The following is a 17,510-nucleotide window of genomic DNA, read 5'->3' as shown; positions in this document are numbered from 1 at the left end:
TACTTGTAAAAAGATACAGGCGAAAGCCCGACCTTTTGGCCATGAATAATATTCCCGAAAACAGTCGACAAGAGAAACCGGGAAAGGGGAGCCCGGAGATAATCCTTAAGGCCAAAAGGATACGCCCAAAACAGTTCAATCTTAAGTATAAACATCTAAGTACTTAATACTAACATGTAAGTACTAATTTTTTACCTTTGCGGCATGATTGAAGATAAACAACCACAACGCACTCCAATATCCGAGTTGGGAGAATTCGGACTAATCGAGCACCTGACTAAGAATATTGAGTTAAAAAACGACTCAACAATATATGGTGTTGGTGACGATTGTGCCATTTTGGAGTTCGGCAATAAACAAACATTGATATCGACCGACATATTGATAGAAAATGTTCATTTCGACCTGTCATACGTACCTTTGAAACATCTTGGATATAAATCTATAATGGTAAACTTATCGGATGTATATTCAATGATGGGTAAGGCCACACAGGTAACTGTTTCTATAGCTCTGTCGAATCGTTTTCCGGTTGAAGCCGTTGAAGAGCTTTACGAGGGGATGAGACTGGCTTGTAAGCTTTACAATGTTGACCTTGTAGGAGGCGATACAACAAGTTCTAATTCAGGTTTAGTTATTTCAATTGCAGTAATTGGTGAAGTTGACAAAGACAAAGCCGTAAAACGAAATGGAGCTAAAGAGAGCGATCTACTGGTAGTATCCGGAGATTTAGGAGGAGCTTTTATGGGACTTCAGGTTTTGGAACGTGAGAAAGAAGTATATAAGGTAAATCCAAATTCGCAGCCTGATTTATCGGGTTACGATTATATAATGGAACGTCAGCTAAAACCGGAAGCCAGAAAAGATATCGTAACAATTTTAAATGAATTGGGAGTTCAGCCAACTTCAATGATAGATATTTCTGATGGATTATCATCCGAAATACTTCACTTATGCAAACAATCGGAAGTGGGATGTAATCTTTTCGAAGAGAAAATACCCTTAGATCCAACTGTAATTTCGGTTTGCGAAGAATTTAAACTCGACACTACAACTGTAGCTTTGAGTGGAGGTGAAGATTATGAGCTTCTATTCACGGTTTCAATTAAAGATTTCGACAAAATAAAAGCCAATCCAAACTTAACGGTAATAGGACACATGACGAATGCTTCTTCGGGGGCAAATCTTGTTTCCAGGGCAGGAGAATCAATCCCCCTTAAAGCACAGGGATGGAACCATATGGGCTAATGATTATATTCAAGTAATCAAAGCACTTAAAAATGTACTATATAAAATGAGCTGAAAAATATCATGTATTTTTCAGCTCATTTTTTTGTTAATTTACCATTGCAAAAAACTATACGTGATGACAGATTATCAAGCAATTTTGGATCGTATCTATGACGAAATTCAGCCTTTACTTGGAAAGGGGAAAGTGGCAGACTACATTCCTGCTTTAGCAAAAAAAGACAATAATAAGTTTGGAATGGTTGTTAAGTTACTGGATGGTACTGTATTCAGTAAAGGCGATGCCGATGAGCTGTTTTCTATTCAAAGTATATCAAAAGTTTTATCCTTAACCACCGTAATAAGAGATACTGATGATTTTTTAAAAACAAGATGCGGAAAAGAACCATCAGGTACTCCTTTCAACTCCTTAGTGCAGTTAGAATACGAAAACGGTATTCCACGAAACCCGTTTATAAATGCCGGAGCACTGGTTACTACCGATCAGATGTACACTAATCTTAACTATCCAAAAAAAGATTTTTTAAAATTCATTAAAAACCTTTCCGGTGATAAAGGCATAGAATTTAACGAAAAGATAGCACGCTCAGAAGCCGGAGCCGGTTATAGGAATGCTTCATTAGTAAACCTGATGAAAGATTTCGATAACATTAATAATTCTGTTGATGAAGTTTTAGACACTTACTATCACCAATGTTCAATTGAAATGAATTGCGAACAACTTTGCGATACTTTTGCCTTTCTAACCAACCATGGTGTAAATCCAAAAACCGGAGAAAGAATTATAAGTGTAAGTCGTGCCAAAAGGATAAATGCATTAATGCTCACCTGTGGAACATATGATGCTGTTGGCGATGTTGCTTACCGCGTTGGCCTGCCTGCAAAAAGTGGAGTTGGCGGAGGGATTGTTGCAGTAGTACCCGGAGAACTTACAGTTTCCGTTTGGTCGCCGGGATTGGATAAAAAAGGTAATTCACTGGCAGGAATTAAAGCTCTTGAATTGTTTACAACTTACGCAGAGAATTCTATTTTTTAATAATATTTCCGAACAGCAAAACTAAAACTCAGGCATTTTTAATTCGATTTTCTCTCCCTTTCTAAAATCGTATAATGTAAGTTTTCTGATAGTATAATATGCTCTCCAATAAGATTGGAGTCTCTTAAAATATGACCGTATGGCCTGATCTTTCTCGTTCTGTGCTATATTTAAGTCTGTGATGGTACAGTGTTACTTATGGTAGGGCTAAACAGATTCATTTCCGAGATTTTGGTAGTTACAGTATGCAGACTTAATATCTTCAATCACTTCAAAACTAAGAACATCATCACTCCAGTCACCAGTAATTTTCAGGAATTTAATAATTTTAGCATCATCACTAAGTTTTGTATTAATTTCTTTCTCGTGCCCGCTTTTGTATTTTACTACTACTTTATTCAATGCATTTACATTTTAACCATTAATTATCTACAAGTATACAAAAGATTTATAGTGTAACCTGCATCGGAATAGTTTCCATCACCTTCTGACGATATATAATTGACCAGTGATGAATTATTATACTGAATATTGTTTGTTACAGATGCTATATTATTTCCATCAGCATCAGTAAGTTCAACATATCTAAGATTATTTGAATTGAAGTAATTCAATATATGTGAGGATTTAAAATAAATATAAGGGCTAACTTCCGAAATCATCATTCCTTTAAAAGGGTTTGATTTTTTATCGTACACAAAAGTATATTTTCTTTCTAATTCTTTATTAGCATTTAATTCTGTCCATGTGGAAATATTATCGCCATCCCGGGTTATCTCAATAATAGTTTGTAACTCTAAGGAACTGTTTACGTTTACAAAATAATTGGCTCCAATAATTTCATCTCCATCATAAAAAAAAGAAAAGCTCTCCGAGCTGATAAACTCATCTTCATTTGCCTCTTTTTTGAAGGATGTTTTTACATAATAATTCCGTGTAAGTTTAGAAATACGATCACCTTCATATTCCACAACTTCCAAAAAAGTTCTCTCATCTCCATAAGAATATATCAAAGTATTTACTCTACCACTTTCATTTACTACAATAATCTCCAAAAGCGTAGATTTATAATAATCAACCAATATTTTTTCCAGAACACTGTTATACTCAAATACTACCTCTACAACTTCTTCATTATTTTTATAAATGGAATAATAATCAATTTTACAGTTCTCAATATTATAACTTTCATCTTCCTTCTCGCATGAAAGCAAAAAAGAAAACAACAATAAAGCCACAAAATATATCAAACCTCTCCTCACAATACCAGTGTTATATAATAAATACCATACCTTTATAAGGTACAAAATATCTAATATCTTTTAACTGTATTGGTCAACATTTTCTCACCTCTTTTAATGTAAAGAAAGCTGATACTCAGGTATTTAAAAATTATATTCTAATAACATACAAATGATTTAAGATGTGAATTTGCTGCAAAACAATTCCATACGTATAAATTTTCAAAGTATAATATAATTAGTTATCTTTGTTATAGTTAAGTTTTGAATAAGAAAAGTTGTAGTTTTTTATTGTAATATTTAGGTTTTGCCGACTCATAGATTATTCTATGAGTCGGCTTTTATTTTTATACAATACAGATTTGCTACTTTTTGAAATCTGATAAAGCCTTTTTAGTAAAATCAGACAATACTAATTTTCCACTAACCTTTGCATTTTCTTCCAATAACTCGTCCCAGTTATCGCATCCATGCCAAAGAACTTTTTTCATCTCTGCTATGGCATCACTGCTATATCCCGACATCGACTCCATAAGTTCTTCACTGGCTTTTTGCATCTCAACTCTTGAGTTATAAACCCGGTAGAACATTCCTTTTTCCAATGCCCATGAAGCATCTCTCCAGTTTTTTGCATCTATTGATAATTCAGAAAGTGCAGCTACTCCAATTTTTCTCTCCAAAGCGGGAGCAATAACAAATGGCCCTATTCCTATAGACAATTCACTAAGTTTTACCGAAGCATCAGAAGTGGCAAAACAATAATCGAATGCACAGGCAAGTCCTACTCCTCCTCCTACTGCTTTCCCTTGAACCTCTCCAATTACAAATTTTGGAACTTTACGTATAGCATTAATAACCCCAGCAAAACCACTAAAAAACACTCTGCCCGACTCTTCATCATCAACTCTTAATAGTTCATCGAAAAATGCTCCGGCACAAAATGCTTTTTCCCCGGCACTTCTAATCAATATCGCTTTAATATTTACATCCTTACCGGCTTTATAAATTTCATCTTCCAACTTATGCAACAGCTCACTAGGCAATGAATTACTTTTAGGATGATAAAATTCTATAATAGCTATAGAGTTATTATTTATAGAGATAGCATTTACATATCCATTCATAATCATATATTTGATATTACAATGCAAGATGAAGAATTTTGGCATTTAAAACAAAGCAATTGAATTATGTTTCTAAATATTCAGGATTGGTTTATCGATCAGGACCCGATACTTCAGGCTTTTTTAGCTACTGTTTTCACATGGGCAATTACAGCCCTGGGCGCTTCGTTAGTATTTTTTATTGGCGATATTAAACGAAAATATTTCGATGGCATGTTAGGTTTTACCGGTGGTGTAATGTTGGCTGCGAGTTTCTGGTCTTTACTTATGCCGGCAATTGAAATGAGTGAGGAATTAGGCGAAATTCCATGGTTCCCCCCTGCTGTTGGATTTGCCACCGGAGCACTTTTTTTGTTTGCATTAGACAGGTATGTTCCACACCTCCATATAAATTTTGAAGAAAGTGAAAAGGAAGGTGTAAAAACCAATTGGCACAAAACCACACTACTCGTAATGGCTATCACTTTGCATAATATCCCTGAAGGTTTGGCTGTGGGAGTTGCATTTGGAGCAATTGGAGCCGGATTTGAAGGTGCAAGTTTATCTGCGGCAATTGTGTTGGCTATTGGAATTGGTATTCAAAATTTCCCTGAAGGAACAGCAGTATCACTACCGTTAAGAAGACAGGGTGTAAGTAAGTTTAAAAGCTTTTGGTTTGGACAATTATCAGGAATTGTTGAACCTATTGCCGGGGTGGTAGGTGCACTGGCAGTTATCTATGCACAGCCAATATTGCCCTACGCACTTTCTTTTGCAGCAGGAGCGATGGTTTACGTAGTTGTTGAAGAAGTTATACCTGAATCTCAAAGAGATAAATACACCGATACTTCTACCTTAGGGCTGATTGGCGGGTTTATTTTGATGATGATACTTGATGTTGGTCTGGGGTAATTAATTCTACACATCAGTTTTTTAAACTTCGTTATTTGCAATTTCAGCTTATTAAAATTTATCTTTGCCAAAATTTAATTTACTATGACACGCATTGCTATTTTTGCTTCAGGTTCAGGGTCAAATGCACAAAATATTGCTGAGTACTTCCGGAACAATCCAAATATTGACATATCCCTAATTCTAGCCAATAAAGCTGATGCATATGTATTAGAAAGGGCTGAAAACCTAAAAATAGACTCATTTGTTTTCTCTAACAAAGAGTTACAGAACACAGAAATAGTTCTTGAAAAACTATTAGAATACAGAATTGACTTTATTGTTTTAGCTGGTTTCTTATTAAAAGTTCCTGATTACTTAACAGAAGCTTTCCCAAATAAAATAGTTAACATCCATCCTGCATTACTGCCAAAATATGGTGGCAAAGGAATGTACGGCATGAATGTTCATAATGCTGTTGTTGAAAATAAAGAAGAGGAATCAGGTATTACTATTCATTATGTAAATGAAAATTACGATGAAGGTCAAATAATCTTTCAGGCTACAATACCTGTATTACCTGAAGACACACCCGATGATGTCGCTTCTAAAATCCATGATCTGGAATATGATAATTTCCCGAAGATTATTGAACAGGTAATAAATAAATAACAGTTTTAAAAATATCATCATATAAAAAATGGCTCTTATAAAAATAAGAGCCATTTTCAGAATATTTCAAATTCTATTTCTTAGAATGGAAGATCATCATCGCTGTTTCCACCACCTACTTCAGGAGTTGATGCAGAAGCACCACCTTGTTGAGGAGCAGCTTGCTGTGGAGGATATCCTCCTTGTTGTGGAGCAGCCTGTTGTTGCTGATAAGCCTCTAATCTCCAACCTTGTATAGAGTTAAAGTATTTTGTTACTCCTTCCGGATTAACCCACTCACGTCCTCTTAAATTAATGAATACTCTTACTTCCTGCCCTGTTTGATATTGATCAAGCATGTTTACATTATCCTGAACAAACTCAATCATGATAGATTGTGGGTACTGATCAAATGTTTCAACAACTAACTCACGTTTTCTAAAACCATTTGCTCCGAAAGTTTGTGTTTCTCCGATTACTTTAATTCTACCTGTTACTTCCATTTTTATTATTACTTAATTAGATTCAACTTAAGTACACATTTAGCTCCTCAAATTTATCATTCTGCAATATAACTCACTGCTAATGTGTATTATTTTAATATTTATTCAACTGTTGCAAATTTGCTTATTATTTTTTTTAATTCAACATTTTCTTTTGCAAATTTTTCAACATTTTGGATTTATTTCAATTTTTATATCTTATCAAATATTTTTAGACATTTACAGTTATACAAATAGTAGTAGTATGCCGTGGTATTTCCCGGAAATATAATATGCAGATATTTATCTTTGATACAACATATATTAACAATATATCTATTAAATTTGTTTCAATAGTCAATAGCTAATGAATATATACAGAACAAAAAGTATTGGAAAATGGATAGGCCTGTTATTTGCCTTTTCAATTGTTTCGCTAATTTTATTCTACACTAATAGATTTGTCGCTCAGTTTAAACAGGAAGAACAGAGTAAAATGGAAATATGGGCTTCAGCGATGAAGCAGATAACTATAACCAGTGATTTAGATCAGGACGTTTCCTTCCTCACAGATGTACTTGCCAAAAACAATACCATTCCAATTATCAACACATATGAAAATGGTAAGATAAAAATCATCAAAAACATTAATGAATCTCAGTCATCCGACTCTACATATTTATATAATTTGCTGGAAAACATGAAAGAGGAGCATCCTCCGATTATCATAGATTTTCCGGATCAACGAAGAGAATACGTATTCTATAAAAATTCTACAATACTAAATCAACTCGAATACTACCCCATAGGCATGCTGATTCTATTGAGTTTTTTCGGATTACTAACTCTTTGGGCTTTCCGATCTACAAAACATTCAGAGCAGAGTTTACTTTGGGCAGCTATGGCTAAAGAAACTGCCCATCAGATAGGCACTCCCTTGTCTTCGCTTATGGGATGGACAGAATTATTGAAATTTGAAAAAATAGACCAAACACCGATAATAGAAATAGAAAGGGATGTTGACCGTTTAAAAACTATCGCCGAACGTTTTTCCAAAATTGGTTCTGTACCGGAATTAAAAGCAGGAAAGATTGTACAGGTAACAAAAGCCTCATATAACTACCTTAAATCCAGATCTTCAAAATATACTCATTTTTCATTTGAAGCTCAACTTGATGATGATTATCAAATTCCTTTTAATGAACAGTTGCTTAGCTGGGTATTAGAAAACCTCATCAAAAATTCAATTGATGCTATGCAGGGAAAAGGCGATATATCGGTCAGGGTAATCGAAAAAAGTAATTATATACAAATTCAGGTTGAAGATACAGGTAAAGGAATTGCCAAATCACAATTCAGAACTGTTTTCGAACCCGGGTTTACCACAAAAAAACGAGGTTGGGGATTAGGTCTTTCTCTTGCCAAGAGAATAATAGAAAAATATCACCACGGAAGAATATTTGTACTGCAGTCAGAACTGGAAAAAGGTACAACAATAGCCATAAACCTGCATAAATAAATATTTTAAAAACAGGTTTATATATACCGACAAAAAAAATCTCATATGCCGGTTTAGCAGTAATTGCAAATTAATTTAGCCCTCAATATTCCGGTTTATAAGCCCGGCAATATTTCTAAATTCCTCCTCAGAAAACTTGAGCTTCTCTTTTTCGAAACTCATATCCGAAATCGAATTAATTGGTATAAGGTGTATATGGGCATGAGCTACGTCTAACCCAATAACAGTAACTCCAACTCTGTTACAAGGAACAGCCTTTTCCAGCCCTTTGGCTACTTTTCTTGCAAACATTAACAATTCCTGATACTCCTCTTCCGGCAAATCAAAAAGGTTGTCTACTTCGTGTTTTGGAATTACCAGTGTATGTCCTTTTGCTACCGGAAAAATATCCAGAAATGCAAAATGTTTGTCATCTTCTATAACTTTATAAGATGGTATTTCTCCTTCTATAATTTTTGTGAAAATTGATGCCATGACTCAAAAAATTAAGATAAACTGATTCTGTTTTAATATATCATTGCTTAAAAAGCGATTTTGCACTACAAAATCCCAAGTACCTATTGTACCATCAATATATTTTGGACTGTGTTCAATATCTACGCAACATACAGTAAAAATAAAAAATCCCTCTCTATTTAGAGAAGGATTTCAATTCTTTAATATCGAAAATCTTATTTAACGGGAAATTTCTACAATCTCGAACTCCATTGTTCCATTTGGAACATCAATTTCTGCAAGATCTCCAACCTCTTTTCCTAACAACCCTTTAGCTATTGGTGAATTAACAGATATCTTCCCTTTTTTAAGGTCAGCTTCATTCTCTGCTACCAAAGTATAAGTCATGACAGCCCCGTTATTCTTATTTTTAATCTTTACTATAGAAAGAATAAGAACCTTTGAGGTATCCAATTGAGACTCATCAATTAACCTTGCATTAGAAAGAGCATCTTCCATCTTTGATATTCTCAGCTCAAGCAAACCCTGAGCTTCCTTTGCAGCATCGTACTCCGCATTTTCAGATAAATCTCCTTTATCTCTTGCTTCGGCAATCTGTTGGGTAATACGAGGTCTCTCAATATTTCTTAATTGATCTAACTCAGCTTTTAGGTTCTGTAAACCTTCTTCTGTATAATATGATATTTGTGACATAATGCACTTTTTTTAAATAACAAAACAGCCGAAAAAAAACCCCTTTTATTAAGGGATTACGTTTTTTTCGACCTGTATTTTACAAATATAGTAATTTTTATACACTCAACAACTTTATATTACTTATTTACTAATACTACTCTCCTATCGGTGAATAACACTATATTTATAAAATAAATATTATCTATTCCAAAAAGATGCAAAGCTTTATTTCTCAGGCCGTAAACAGTATATTAAAGTTAGACAATAAAATTGAAGATCATATAATAATTCTTCCTTCAAAACGTGCAGGTGTATTTTTCAAGGACGAATTAAATCGTCAAATACAACAGCCTACATGGGCACCCCGTATTATGACAATTGAAGATTTGGTTACTGAAATCAGCGGATACAAGATTATTGATAATATTAATCTGTTATTCAATTTTTACGAAGTCTACCTTGAGAATAATATAGACAGCAATCCGGATTCGTTCGATAAGTTTAGTAAATGGGCCACTATGGCTCTCTACGATTTCAACGAAATTGACCGTTATTTAATCAATTCAGAAAATCTGTTCTCCAATCTAAGAGATGCTAAAAAAATCGAAAGCTGGACGCCGGACAAACCTACCGAGCTAATTAATAATTTTTTAAGGTTTTGGAATCGCCTGGAGATATACTATAACGCACTCAGAAATAAACTCACAAAACAAGGTCAGGCATATCAGGGGATGGCATTTAGATATGCCAGTGAAAATATACTTGAATACCTGAAAGAGCTTCCTTCAGACAAAACAATTCATCTTGTTGGGTTCAACGCTTTGAATAAAGCAGAAGAAAATTTAATTAGCACATTACTGGAAAACAAAAGAGCTAAAATTTATTGGGATGCAGACAAGTACTATTTTGAAAATGAGCTTCAGGAAGCAGGCATATTTTTAAGAAAATATAACAAGTGGAAATTCTTTGAGTCAAACAACTTTAATTGGATTCAGGATAATTTAAAGGGTGAAAAAAACATAAAAATAATTGGTGTTCCTAAAATGGTGGGGCAGGCAAAGGCTGCCGGTCAGATATTAGATGAAATCTCCGCAAAAGAAAACCCAAAAGACAAATTCAGATCTACCGCACTGGTTTTAGCCGAAGAAAACCTGCTTTTACCTACACTAAACTCTCTATCAGAGGTTGTTGACAACATTAATATCACGATGGGGTACCCTATAATAAACACACCACTGGCAGGTCTGTTTGAGCTGGTATTCAAGCTACAGGATAAGGTAGTTAAACTGAACAGAACAAAAAGTGACAAACCATTCTATCATCAGGATTTAATAGCAATTCTAAAGCATCCGATCATAAAAACTTTTCTATCTGAAGAAAATAAAACCTCTGACAAAATAATTAATGAAATAAACACTAACAATCTGGTTTTTATAGGAGAAAAAGATCTGTTAAAAATAAATTCAAATCCTATTTTAAAGATAATATTCAAAAACTGGAATAACAGTACTGATAATGCTATTCAGGCATGTATCGACATCATAATAAAATTGAAGGAATTTTATGTTGCAGACGCCAATAACTATAAATTAGAACTGGAGTATCTGTTCAGGTTTTCCCAGATATTTAACCAACTGTCAAGTCTTACTAAAAAGTTTCCTTATATCACGGAGCTTAAAGTATTAAGTTCTTTTTTTAACCAAATCCTCAGTTCCGAAACAATATCTTTTAAGGGTGAACCTTTACTTGGTTTGCAACTGATGGGTATGCTGGAAACCCGCGTACTGGATTTTGAAACTGTAATCCTGAGTTCGGCAAACGAAGGTATTTTACCATCGGGAAACACTCAAAATTCATTTATTCCCTACGACATTAAACTGGAAGCCGGTTTACCTACCTATCAGGAAAAGGATGCCATATATGCATATCACTTCTACAGGTTAATTCAGAGAGCTAAAAACATTTACTTACTATACAACACCGAAGCCGATGATTTTGGTTCCGGTGAAAAAAGCCGCTTTATTACTCAACTTATCCATGAAAGCGGAAAGAACACAAATATTGAAGAATACATATTAGCAGGAAAGCCTTCAATCAACCAAAATAGGAATATCAGGATTAATAAAAACCAAAATATTTTAGAAAGGTTGAATGAATTAGGTGAAAAAGGATACTCTCCATCGGCACTTTCTATGTATATGAGAAATCCTCTTGACTTTTATTACCAAAAAGTCCTTAAATTAGTAGAGCAGGATGATGTTGAAGAAATTGCGGGATATAATACTCTCGGTAATGTTGTTCATGAAGTTTTAGAAGACTTATATCAACCATTTATTGGTAAGTTTATAAAAGTGGAAGATGTTGAAAATATGATTCCACTTGTAAAAGATCTGACAATAGAAAAATTCTTGAAACTGTATAAAAACGGGGATATAGATCATGGGAAAAATCTATTAATTAATAAGGTTGCCGAAGAATTTGTAAATAATTTCCTGAAAAGCGAAATCAAATTATTGTCAAAAGGATCTCAACTGAAAATAATTGGTCTTGAAAAACAGATGACAGCTGAGATATTTGTAAAGGAGCTAAATAAAAATGTAAAGATTTTTGGATACATCGACAGGGTAGATCAGCTTGACGGAGTTATCAGAGTACTGGATTATAAAACAGGAAAAGTAGACACAAAAGAATTGAAAGTCTCATCATTTGGTGATATAACCGAAGATGAAGGAAAACCAAAAGCTCTACAGGTGATGGCCTATGCTTTAATGATATTTCAGGAGATGAAGAAAAAATCATTAGCAAACCAGGAAATAACAGCCGGAGTTATTGCTTTGAAGAAAGTTGAAAAGAATTTATTAATGTTATCTGACGAAAAAGGCCATACATTATCAATAAAAGAAAACGATCTGGAAGAATATAAAAGTACATTGGCTAAACTTTTTACCGAAATTTATAGTGTAGACATTCCTTTTGAAGAAAAAGAATTAGTATAATGAAATAAAGAAAACCTTCCTGTTGGGGAAAAACCCGTAAAACATTGACAATGAAAAATCGGTTTTCAATAATATTATTTTTATTAAGTCCCCTGATTGGCTTTTCTCAGGTCAGTAATGAATTGTGGAATGATTATATCCACAATCACTACATAACTCCCAAATTTATAGTCTATGGAGATGCAACTTTCAGAATTGGGGAAAGTAAAACTATAGGAATACGTCCTTCTGTAAAATACTTATTAAACAGCCGAATTCAACTGATGGGAGGAATTGGAAACAACTATAAGTTTGGTAATAAGGAAGGTATAAGCAGTATTGAGATAAGGCCCTGGCAGGGTGTGAAATTGTTTTGGCCCAGAACAGTTATTTTTGATTTAAAACATTTCTTCAGACTCGAAGAACAGTATATATCTAATAAATTTGCAGATGAAAATTTTAATAAATCTGCCCGTTTCAGATATCAGTTAGGAGGTGAATTTGAGATCTGGGAAAACTCTTCCGGATCGGTTAGTTTAAATATACCTTTTGAATATGAAATATTCCACACATTTCATCAAAATGATTATTTCATTGAAAGAGACAGAATTATTGTTGGCACAGCATTGGTTTTGAATAGAAGTATAACGATTGAATTCAATTTTTTAGTTCAAAGGGAAGGTGAGGGAATAAAAAATCTGAGTCCTGACAAACATATCTACCGAATCAGGTTTAAACACACTTTCTTTAGAAGATCAGAAAAATAACTCATTACTCTTCATAATTCTTAATTGCTTTATTCATATTTGTAAACCACTTCATTTTCCTGAATTTGTGAGGTGGATAACTTTTTAATTTTGATTTTACATGCAACAAAGCTTCTTTAGGATTTTTTGAAACCACCCCGCCATGAGCAAATAATATTTTATGCAGATCCAAATCTATAACCTTATCCAGAGATTTACCCATTACCTTCGGCAATGATACAGGGAAAGGCAGGTTAAATTTTCCTCCCAGCTTCACCGCTAAATCTCCAATATAGATAAGTTTTTCATTTCTGTTTAATACCGAAATATCATGGGTAGTATGTCCCGGGGTACAAATTACCTCCCAATCATCGAAAAAAGGCAACGACTGCCCGTCGCACACTTCATAATCGGGTTTTAGCGAACGCGGATACCACATACGCTTATAATTATCACGACTTTTAACAGCTACATACCACGCCAGAAGTGTATCTATTAAATGTTGCATTTGACCCCGATAACCTAAATACCAATAGTCTAACTCGGGATGACCTGCAATTGGAATATTATATTTCTCTCTGAGATGAGGTGCTGCGCCCGCATGATCGGGATGAAGATGAGTTACAACTATAAGTTTTAAATCGCTGATAGGTCGTTTTAATGTTTTGGTGATGAAATTTTCAATCCACAATACATCACCCCTGCTACCGCCATCAAGAAGTAATAATTTGTCAGAATACTCTACTAAATATAAACTCTGAATATATCCTTCTAAATGATGAATTTTAAAATCGGAATACTCCATAGTTAGTTAAAAAAACTCTAATTTAAACAAATATCACCATACTAAGTATATGCTTTCTGAAAAACTAACTTAATTCCTTTTTGAGTTTCTCTAAAGCAGAATTCATTTTATTCCTTATTAAACTGAAAGGCAATTCTTTACGCTGGGTGTATATAATCATTACTGCCACCCTAGTATCTACATTTTCCAGAAGTGTGTATTTTTCAAGCCTATAGGCTTCACGCATCAGCCTTTTTATACGATTTCTGTCTACCGCATGTTTAAAATTCCTTTTCGACACAGAAACTCCGACTTGTGCAACTACATCTGTCGGCAAATCCATCTTTTTGTAAAATACTCTAAAAGGATAACTCGAGAAAGAATTTCCTGAGGAGAATATCTCAGAAATTACTTTTCTGCTTTTTAATTTTTCTTCCTTTCCGTAAGTGAATTTTTTAATTTCCGTCATAAAGCGATGAATGATCCGACAAAATTAATCTATTAAGTGAGAAATTCCTTATTTTTATAGAAAATACATAGAAAACACATTTATGAACTCAAGCGAATCAAAACTATCAATATTTCTTGCTATAGCCGCTAATCTTGCGATTGCGGTAATGAAATTTATTGCATCATTTTTTACAGGCAGTGCAGCTATGTTATCAGAAGGGATACACTCATTGATCGATACTGCAAACGGAGGATTATTACTTGTCGGGATTAAAAGAAGTAAAAAAGCTGCGGATAAAGATCATCCTTTTGGCTATGGTAAAGAAGCTTATTTCTGGAGTTTCATAGTAGCTGTAATGGTTTTTGCCCTTGGTGGAGGGGTTGCACTTTACGAAGGTATAATACATATTATTCACCCAATAAAAGAAGCCGATCATTCACAGGTACTTTGGAGTTACGGAGTGCTTATAGGCGCAATGATTTTTGAGGGATCAAGCCTGTGGTTTGCCATAAAACAATTTAGAAAAACCAATCCTTCCGGGTTTAAATCAGCCTTGGAAGAAAGTAAAGACACCTCAACCTTAGCAGTAATTGTTGAAGAAACAGCTGCTATGATAGGATTAATAATTGCTTTGATGGGAGTAACTGTTACTTATTTCACAAAAGACCCTGTATACGATGCTATTGCTTCTATCATGATAGGGGTTTTACTTACCTATGTAGCGTATTTTATGGCCAACGAAATAAGGGCTTTACTGGTTGGGGAAGCTGTGGCAGATAAAGATATGCAATTACTAAATAGTGTTCTGAAAAAATATGATAAAGAAATAGAATTCTATGGAAATATCAGAACAATGCATTTAGGTCCCGATGAAGCTATGGCAGGAATAGAAATCAATTTCGAAGATCGCCTTACTATAGCCCAAATAGAACCCATTGTCTTAAAAATAAAGGATGAAATACGCGAGAAGTCTCCAAAATTCACCCATATCTATATTGAAAGTGACTCAATTAAAAAATCTGACATTTAAAAATATCTGTTTTTCATTTTACACTTTTTTGAACACACATAATGACTTTACATAAAATAAATCGTGACATACTTTTGGAAGGCTATAGAAAAATGTTCCGGGCCAAAAGTCACAATGATTTATATGCAGAAAACGAAAAAATTGCATACAAATACGTACACTCAACTTCAAGGGGCCACGAAGCTGTACAGGTAGCTATGGGAATGCAGCTTCTCCCTCAGGATTTTGTTGCACCCTATTATCGCGACGATGCCATGCTCTTGGGAATGAACATATCCTCGTATCAGCTGCTGCTTAATTTATTGGCGAAAAAAAACGATATTTTTTCAGGCGGAAGGCATTATTACTGCCACCCGTCACTAAAACATCCCGACTTTCCTAAAATTCCATTTCAATCGTCGGCAACCGGAATGCAGGCTATCCCAATTACCGGAGCGGCAATGGGAATAAAACACAAAGAAACATTAGGTCTGGATGAAGAAACAGACAAAAAACCTGTTGTTGTTTGTTCTATCGGCGATGCTGCAATGACCGAAGGTGAGGTTTCCGAAGCTTTACACATGGCCGCCTTAAAACAGTTGCCAATAATTTACCTGGTACAGGATAACGGATGGGATATATCGGCAAAAGCAGAAGAAATAAGAGCAAACGATTCTATAAAGTTTAGCAAAGGTTTTAACGGAATAGAGACCAGAAATATAGATGGAAATGATTTTACAGAATCTTATCTGACCATTAAAGAAGTAATAGAGACCATTAGAAAAGAAAGAAGACCTTTTTTAATCAGGGCATCGGTTCCATTATTGGGGCATCACACTTCGGGGGTTCAAAAACAATGGTATCGTGATGATTTAGAAGAGCACAATTCCCGTGATCCACTCCCAAAAATGAGAAATACGCTCCTGTCAAATAATTTTTCGGAAGAAGAAATCACGCAAGTGGAATCTGAGATAAAAGAGGATCTTAAACTTCTGTGGGAAAAGGCTGTAAAAGAAGATGATCCCGATCCGCAGGATTTCGAAAATCACATATGGGCCGATACTCTTATCACAGAGGAAAAAGGAAACAGAGAACCTGAAAATGGAGAAATTGTAATGATGGTAGATGCGGCATTGCATGCAATTGAAGAAACAATGCACGAATATCCGGAATCACTTCTCTACGGGCAGGATGTAGGCCGGCGCCTAGGAGGAGTGTTTCGCGAAGCATTTACCCTGGCCGAAAAATTTGGTAAAAACCGGGTATTTAATACCCCTATTCAGGAAGCATTTATTATCGGAAGTACCGCAGGAATGAGTGCCGTTGGACTAAAACCAATAGTTGAAGTTCAGTTTGCCGATTATATCTGGCCGGGACTGAATCAGCTTTTTACCGAATTAAGCCGCTCTAACTACTTATCGAACGGTCAGTGGCCGGTACAATCGTTAATCAGAGTTCCAATTGGAGCTTATGGTAATGGCGGACCCTATCATTCATCAAGTATCGAAACTATTTTAACAAATATTATCGGAATAAAAATAGTTTATCCTTCAAACGCTGCGGATATGAAAGGACTGATGAAATCGGCTATTCTGGATCCTAACCCGGTCGTAATGCTGGAACACAAAGGCCTTTACTGGAGTAAAATAAAAGGAACCGAGAAAGCGAAAACAATCGAACCTGCCGATGATTACTACATCCCGATTGGCAAAGCAAGAATTGAACAAAAAGCTAAACAGGAAGAAATCGACAAGGGTAACTCTATCCTGGTTATTTCATACGGGATGGGAGTTCACTGGGCGTTAAATGCATCAAAAGATTTTAAGGACAAGGTAGAAATAATCGACCTTAGAACAATAGTTCCTCTCGAAGAAGAACTTATACTTGAAAAAGCTAAGGAACACGGCAAAATACTTGTAGTTGTAGAGGAAGCACAGAGAAATTCATTCGGGATAGCCCTTGTTGGCTGGATTCAAAAAGAATGTTTCAAATATTTAGATGCTCCGGTCGAGATTATTGGCTCGGTTAATATCCCGGCTATTCCACTCAACGAAGCCTATGAAAAAATTATGCTTCCAAATGCCGGTAAAGTTAAAAAGAAGATGGAGGATTTGATGAATTATTAACTTAGGTTCGACAAAACTAGTTAGAGACTATAATGTAAAATGCTCTGAATTCATTAAAAAATCAGGTTTATAGAGTATATAAATCCGCAAACTGTAAAATACAATTTGCGGATTTTT

Annotated in this window: 17 protein-coding genes; 9 read left to right on the top strand and 8 right to left on the bottom strand. The window is 34.7% G+C overall.

All coding sequences use genetic code 11. The features are described from left to right. Window positions 1–204: 204 nt before the first annotated feature. Window positions 205–1,248, top strand: a complete 1,044-nt coding sequence (gene thiL / locus ABFR62_07840; protein MEN8138328.1) for a thiamine-phosphate kinase — start codon at window positions 205–207, stop codon at window positions 1,246–1,248. A 118-nt stretch (window positions 1,249–1,366) separates the two neighbouring features. Beyond that, a complete protein-coding gene (locus tag ABFR62_07835; protein MEN8138327.1) occupies window positions 1,367–2,284 on the top strand; it encodes a glutaminase in 918 nt (305 codons plus the stop codon). Between the two features lie 207 nt (window positions 2,285–2,491). Here ABFR62_07835 and ABFR62_07830 read toward each other — a convergent pair whose 3' ends face one another. From ABFR62_07830 to ABFR62_07820, 3 genes are all read right to left on the bottom strand, one after another. Then, a complete protein-coding gene (locus ABFR62_07830; GenBank protein ID MEN8138326.1) occupies window positions 2,492–2,686 on the bottom strand; it encodes a hypothetical protein in 195 nt (64 codons plus the stop codon). Between the two features lie 23 nt (window positions 2,687–2,709). Further along, window positions 2,710–3,546 carry a hypothetical protein gene (locus ABFR62_07825; protein MEN8138325.1) on the bottom strand — a complete coding sequence of 279 codons (837 nt, stop codon included), beginning with the start codon at window positions 3,544–3,546 and terminating at the stop codon, window positions 2,710–2,712. Between the two features lie 344 nt (window positions 3,547–3,890). After that, window positions 3,891–4,649 (bottom strand): enoyl-CoA hydratase/isomerase family protein, encoded by a 759-nt coding sequence (locus tag ABFR62_07820; protein MEN8138324.1) that lies wholly within the window; start codon window positions 4,647–4,649, stop codon window positions 3,891–3,893. Window positions 4,650–4,715: 66 nt separating this feature from the next. On the opposite strand from ABFR62_07820, the gene ABFR62_07815 reads away from it, so the two are divergent. Further along, window positions 4,716–5,540, top strand: a complete 825-nt coding sequence (locus tag ABFR62_07815) for a ZIP family metal transporter (protein MEN8138323.1) — start codon at window positions 4,716–4,718, stop codon at window positions 5,538–5,540. Between the two features lie 84 nt (window positions 5,541–5,624). Continuing rightward, window positions 5,625–6,191 carry a phosphoribosylglycinamide formyltransferase gene (gene purN / locus ABFR62_07810; protein ID MEN8138322.1) on the top strand — a complete coding sequence of 189 codons (567 nt, stop codon included), beginning with the start codon at window positions 5,625–5,627 and terminating at the stop codon, window positions 6,189–6,191. Window positions 6,192–6,271: 80 nt separating this feature from the next. On the opposite strand, the gene ABFR62_07805 is transcribed toward purN, so the two are convergent. Continuing rightward, window positions 6,272–6,673, bottom strand: a complete 402-nt coding sequence (locus ABFR62_07805) for a DUF3127 domain-containing protein (protein ID MEN8138321.1) — start codon at window positions 6,671–6,673, stop codon at window positions 6,272–6,274. A 346-nt stretch (window positions 6,674–7,019) separates the two neighbouring features. Here ABFR62_07805 and ABFR62_07800 point away from each other — a divergent pair, with 346 nt between their 5' ends. Next, entirely contained in the window at window positions 7,020–8,171 is a 1,152-nt protein-coding gene (locus tag ABFR62_07800; GenBank protein ID MEN8138320.1) for a HAMP domain-containing sensor histidine kinase, read from the top strand. A 75-nt stretch (window positions 8,172–8,246) separates the two neighbouring features. Here the strand turns inward: ABFR62_07800 and ABFR62_07795 are convergent, their stop codons facing one another. Together ABFR62_07795 and greA are read right to left on the bottom strand one after the other, a co-directional pair. Then, a complete protein-coding gene (locus tag ABFR62_07795) occupies window positions 8,247–8,645 on the bottom strand; it encodes an HIT family protein (GenBank protein ID MEN8138319.1) in 399 nt (132 codons plus the stop codon). A 201-nt stretch (window positions 8,646–8,846) separates the two neighbouring features. Further along, window positions 8,847–9,320, bottom strand: coding sequence for a transcription elongation factor GreA (greA, locus tag ABFR62_07790; GenBank protein ID MEN8138318.1), 474 nt, complete (start codon window positions 9,318–9,320; stop codon window positions 8,847–8,849). A 197-nt stretch (window positions 9,321–9,517) separates the two neighbouring features. On the opposite strand from greA, the gene ABFR62_07785 reads away from it, so the two are divergent. Beyond that, window positions 9,518–12,298, top strand: a complete 2,781-nt coding sequence (locus tag ABFR62_07785; GenBank protein ID MEN8138317.1) for a PD-(D/E)XK nuclease family protein — start codon at window positions 9,518–9,520, stop codon at window positions 12,296–12,298. Between the two features lie 50 nt (window positions 12,299–12,348). Continuing rightward, the gene (locus ABFR62_07780; protein MEN8138316.1) at window positions 12,349–13,044 is read left to right on the top strand and encodes a DUF2490 domain-containing protein; all 696 of its coding nucleotides are present in this window, start codon (window positions 12,349–12,351) and stop codon (window positions 13,042–13,044) included. A 4-nt stretch (window positions 13,045–13,048) separates the two neighbouring features. Here the strand turns inward: ABFR62_07780 and ABFR62_07775 are convergent, their stop codons facing one another. Next, on the bottom strand, window positions 13,049–13,828 hold the full coding sequence (locus ABFR62_07775) for an MBL fold metallo-hydrolase (GenBank protein MEN8138315.1): 780 nt from the start codon (window positions 13,826–13,828) through the stop codon (window positions 13,049–13,051). Between the two features lie 64 nt (window positions 13,829–13,892). After that, window positions 13,893–14,276, bottom strand: a complete 384-nt coding sequence (gene rnpA / locus ABFR62_07770; protein MEN8138314.1) for a ribonuclease P protein component — start codon at window positions 14,274–14,276, stop codon at window positions 13,893–13,895. 82 nt (window positions 14,277–14,358) lie between these two features. Between rnpA and ABFR62_07765 the strand changes: the two genes are divergently transcribed. Then, entirely contained in the window at window positions 14,359–15,288 is a 930-nt protein-coding gene (locus tag ABFR62_07765) for a cation diffusion facilitator family transporter (protein ID MEN8138313.1), read from the top strand. Between the two features lie 41 nt (window positions 15,289–15,329). Further along, window positions 15,330–17,393: a thiamine pyrophosphate-dependent enzyme gene (locus ABFR62_07760; GenBank protein MEN8138312.1), complete on the top strand. Its 2,064-nt coding sequence runs from the start codon at window positions 15,330–15,332 to the stop codon at window positions 17,391–17,393. Window positions 17,394–17,510: the final 117 nt, after the last annotated feature.

It is taken from the genome of Bacteroidota bacterium, from assembly GCA_039714315.1.
In the GTDB taxonomy this organism is placed as follows: domain Bacteria; phylum Bacteroidota; class Bacteroidia; order Flavobacteriales; family JADGDT01; genus JADGDT01.
This window is presented reverse-complemented; position numbering and strand designations above follow the sequence as displayed.